The 4,328-nt window shown below is 63.6% G+C and carries 4 protein-coding genes and 1 pseudogene; 4 read left to right on the forward strand and 1 reads right to left on the reverse strand.

Going from position 1 to position 4,328, the window contains the following annotated elements; genetic code table 11:
- From JHD67_RS21030 to JHD67_RS21045, 4 genes are all read left to right on the forward strand, one after another.
- Positions 1-522 (forward strand): carboxymuconolactone decarboxylase family protein (locus JHD67_RS21030; protein WP_199101096.1); only part of this gene is annotated, 522 nt, incomplete at its 5' end.
- Positions 523-557: 35 nt separating this feature from the next.
- The gene (locus tag JHD67_RS21035) at positions 558-965 is read left to right on the forward strand and encodes a cupin domain-containing protein (RefSeq protein ID WP_199101097.1); all 408 of its coding nucleotides are present in this window, start codon (positions 558-560) and stop codon (positions 963-965) included.
- 234 nt (positions 966-1,199) lie between these two features.
- Positions 1,200-2,978 carry a GGDEF domain-containing protein gene (locus JHD67_RS21040; RefSeq protein ID WP_199101098.1) on the forward strand — a complete coding sequence of 593 codons (1,779 nt, stop codon included), beginning with the start codon at positions 1,200-1,202 and terminating at the stop codon, positions 2,976-2,978.
- A 111-nt stretch (positions 2,979-3,089) separates the two neighbouring features.
- The gene (locus JHD67_RS21045; protein WP_199101099.1) at positions 3,090-3,863 is read left to right on the forward strand and encodes a hypothetical protein; all 774 of its coding nucleotides are present in this window, start codon (positions 3,090-3,092) and stop codon (positions 3,861-3,863) included.
- On the opposite strand, the pseudogene JHD67_RS21050 reads toward JHD67_RS21045, so the two are convergent.
- Positions 3,864-4,328: pseudogene (locus JHD67_RS21050) on the reverse strand (hypothetical protein); the annotation flags it as partial.

Below are 4,328 nucleotides of genomic sequence, written 5' to 3' on the forward strand. Positions count from 1 at the left end.
GCTGCACAACTGAGCGCGGTGGAAGCCCGCGAGGTGCTGTACCAGAGCGTGCCTTATGTAGGCATGGGCAAGGTCTTCGGCTTCCTGCGCATTACCCGCGAGGTGTTCCAGCGTCACGGCGCGCCGTTACCGCTGCCCACCCAGGGCACGACCACCGTGCAGGATCGCTTTGAAAAGGGCCTGTCGGTGCAAAAGCACATTTTTGGGGAACGCATCGAAGCTGCGCACGCGCAAGCGCCGCAGGATCAGAAACACATCCAGCGCTTTCTCTCCGCCAACTGCTTCGGCGATTACTACACGCGCAACGGCCTGAATCTGCGCACGCGCGAATTGCTCACGTTCGCCCTGCTTGCTTCGCTCGGCGGTTGCGAACCCCAGGTCGCGGCGCATGTGGCGGGCAACCTCGCCGTTGGCAACGACCGCGCCCTGCTGATCGCCACCATCACGCAGCTTTTGCCTTATATCGGCTATCCACGAACGCTCAACGCGCTACGCGTGATCAACGAAGGCACCGCGCTCTGAACCACACGCTTTTCATCGGACATCAGGACATACCTATGCATATCGCCCGTAACGGTTCACAGCCGTCGGTCAAGGGGCCGGCGGAATTTTTCACCGGCAACGTTCGCATCGACATGGGCTTCCAGCGCTCGGGCACGTCGCGTGTCGGCGGTGGCATCGTCACCTTCGAGCCGGGTGCGCGTAGCGCATGGCATACGCATCCGCTGGGCCAAACCTTGATCGTCACCGCCGGCAAAGGCTGGACGCAATGCGAGGGCGGCCCCATCGTCGAGATCAACGCAGGCGACATCCTCTGGTGTCCGCCGGGCCACAAGCATTGGCATGGCGCCACGCCCACCACCGCCATGACCCATATCGCCATCCAAGAGGCGCTGGATGGAAAAGCCGTGGAATGGCTGGACAAGGTGACCGACGAGGAATATCTGGCCGGCCCCCCGGCGTAAAGCACCACCCGGCAAGCGCATCGCGCCCCTGGGCGCTTTGTCGCTACCCCGCCAGCCCAGTGCGCGGCCCCCGGTGCCACGCTGCGGCAAAGCCGGCCCTGCGCGGGCGGCCCGGGGCAACGGGGCGGGAACCAGCCAGCCACCTGGGCTAGCACTTATCCGCCCCACCCAGGCATCACCGAACAGCTGCGTGCCACGCCATAATGCGGCTAATCCAGCTATTGTGGGCGCGCCATGTTTCGCACTGCTTCGCCGGACCCGTCAGTAGAAACACGCTTCCGGGGTATCGTGGCAGCGGTGTACGTATCGATCCTCTGCCTGATGGCCTGGATCTTCCTCCATCAATGGCAGTCCTACCGCAGCGCTATCGATGCGCTGGGCGACTTTGACGCTTACCGGGCCGCGCTGAATGCCGTAACCCGCCTTTCCGCCGAACGCGGCCCAGCTGGCGCCATACTCGGCGAGGAATTGCCCCTGCCGGCGGAACGCATCGCGCGACTGGCCCTGGTACGCCAGCAGAGCGATGCCAGCCTGCGGCGCCTGCAGGAACTGCTGGAAACGGCTCGATGCGAGCACTGCACCGACGAACTGGACACGCTGCAGCATGTGCGCACTGAACTCAGCGACGCGCGCGCCCAGGTGGACGGACTGATTCGCCTGCCCCGCAGTGAGCGTGGCGACGCCCAGGTCGATGCCGCCATCCAGCGCTCCGGCAACATGATTCCCACGCTGCAATCGATCGCCGCGACCAGCGTGATCGGCGCGCTTGAGGGCGACCCCAAGGTGGTGACCTATCTCTACACCGCCGCCTTCGCCACGCTGCTGCGCGAACGCGCCGGCCTCGCCGCCACCTACTTCATCCCTGCACTGACCGCGCATCGCCCCCTCCATTCGACCGAGGTGCTGGCGATCGAACGTACCCTGGGCAACATCAGCCAATTGCAAATGCTGGTGCAGTCATCGGTACTTCGTTTGCAGAGCCTGTCCAACAACGCGCCCACGGCCGCCAACCAGCACTATTTCGACAACGGCGTGCAACTCATCACCGATCTGCTCGGCAAAGCCAGTGAGACGGAAGAACCCGGCGTCACCATCGGCGAATTCACCGATCAGATGCTGCCACCGCTGCAGGCCGTAACCCGCTTGCGCGACCAAGCCCTGCAACTGGCCGAGGATAGCCTTCGACACAACCTGTTCATGCGACGCGTCACACTGATCGCCACGGTATTGATCGGCTCCATCCTCACCGCCATCGTGCTGTTCCTGGTGCGGCAGTTCCATCGGCAGGTGATTCTTCCGTTCGTCGAAGCCCGCGCCTTTGTGTCCGCCATCGCGGCGGGTGATTTTTCCCATCAGCCACCGGCCCGCGATTACCACGGCGAGATCAAGGATCTGTTCGCCGCGCTTATGCTGCTCCGACAAAGCAAGGAAGAACGCCTGAAACTGGAAAAAGAGCGCGACCAGCTGATCCGTGAACTGCGCACGATGGCCAGCACCGATCCACTGACCGGCCTGAATAACCGTCGCGCCTTCGAGCACAAGGCAGAGGCGCTGCTCGCCGAGCGCCGCAGCCCTCATCCGTACGTAGCCCTGATCGCCTTCGATATCGATCATTTCAAGCGCATCAACGATACCTACGGGCACGAAACCGGCGATCGCGCGCTCCAGCGCCTCGCTGAGCTATGCCGGGAAACCTGGCGCGAGGGCGACGTGATCGGCCGCGTCGGCGGTGAGGAGTTCTGCACCCTGACCCTGATCGCCAGCCCCGACGAAGCGTCGGTCTCTGCCCAGCGCTTGCGTCAACGCTTGCATGACGAACGCATCACCGCGGTCGACGGGCGGGCGTTTTCGATGACGGCGAGTTTTGGCGTCAGCCATGCCTCGCGCCAGCAGGCACCGGCATTGGACGCTTTGCTCCGCCACGCCGACGCCCTGCTCTATCGCGCCAAATCCTCCGGTCGCGATCGCATAGAAACCGATCCACTGAGTCAGGCTATTCGCGGCTCGGTTTGACGAGACGTTCACCGCCATCGTCGGAGCTTAGCGTCAACGGTGGCGCGCTTGCCGCCACCGAGCGCACGGCGATCACGACGGCGCAACGGCAGGCGGAGCGGGGGAACGAACATGTCGCTATTCGACTACCCGGTGGCGTTGTTCTTCGGCAGCGTCGTCGTACTCTCGATGGTTCACGAAATCGGCTACCGCGCGCGCGCCCTGGTCAAGGAACAGAGGAGTGAGGCGTGGGAGCGCCTGGTCCGCGACACGCGCAACCAGATCGGCCTGCTGCTGAGCCTGCTGCTCGGCTTTGCGATGTCCATGGGGCTTTCCATGTACAACCAGCGGGGCCAGTTGATCGTCGATGAGGCCAACGCGATCCAGTTGGCGCATCTTCGCGCGGGACTGCAGGCAGGGACGATCCGCAGCCAGGCGCCACCGATACTGCGCGAATACCTGGATACGCGCATTGCCGTACTCGAACAGAAACGGGCGACCCCACAACGCACGCAATGGATGCGGCAATCCAGACAGTTGCAGCGCGCGCTCTGGCAACAGGCCAACGACGAGGCAACCGCGCATCCCTCGCCCATCCTGACCAGCTACACCGAAGCGCTCGGCCAGATCGTCACCAAGGAGGCCGAACAGGCCGCCGCCAACGATGACCGTGTACCTGCCGATATCTGGATCTTGCTGTCGGTACTGTCGATCATGGTTACCGCACTGGTGGGATACGGGCAGGAACGCCGCATGGCGCTGGTCACTTTCGTGCCGATTTTGATGATCGCCACCGCACTCTGCCTACTGTCCGACCTCAGCTCGCCGGTCGCCGGCTTCATCAACGTAGGCGAAGACAGCCTGCGCGCACTGAGCGCGGAGCTGGCGGACGTACCCCAACCCTGATCACCCTGCTGCGTTGCGCATGAACTGGAAGGCGAACCGCACGCAGTCGAGGTACTCGATCACCTCGATGCCCTCATCGATGCCATGGATACGCCCTACGTTCCTTGGCATCAAACGGTAAGGCACAAATCGCAATTGCTCATCGGTAACGGCTATGTAGTGGCGCGAATCGGTGGCCCCGGTCACCAGGAACGGCACCACGGGAGCATCGGGCAGAACCTGCCGGATGGTGCGGCTCACCGTCGCAAAGCCTTCGCCATCCACCGGCGAGGTAACGCTGGGTTCCACGCGCTCTGCGCCCAGTGCGATCTCCACGCGTGCATCATCAACCACCCTTCGTACATGGGCGAGCACATCGCCCACGCTTTCTCCCGGCAAGATTCGGTAGTTCACCGTGCCAGTGGCCATGGAGGGCAACATGTTGTCATTCACGCCGGCCTGGAAGGTCGTTTCGGCGGTGGTGGT

It is taken from the genome of Dyella sp. ASV21 (genome assembly GCF_016428975.1).
Lineage (GTDB): Bacteria > Pseudomonadota > Gammaproteobacteria > Xanthomonadales > Rhodanobacteraceae > Dyella.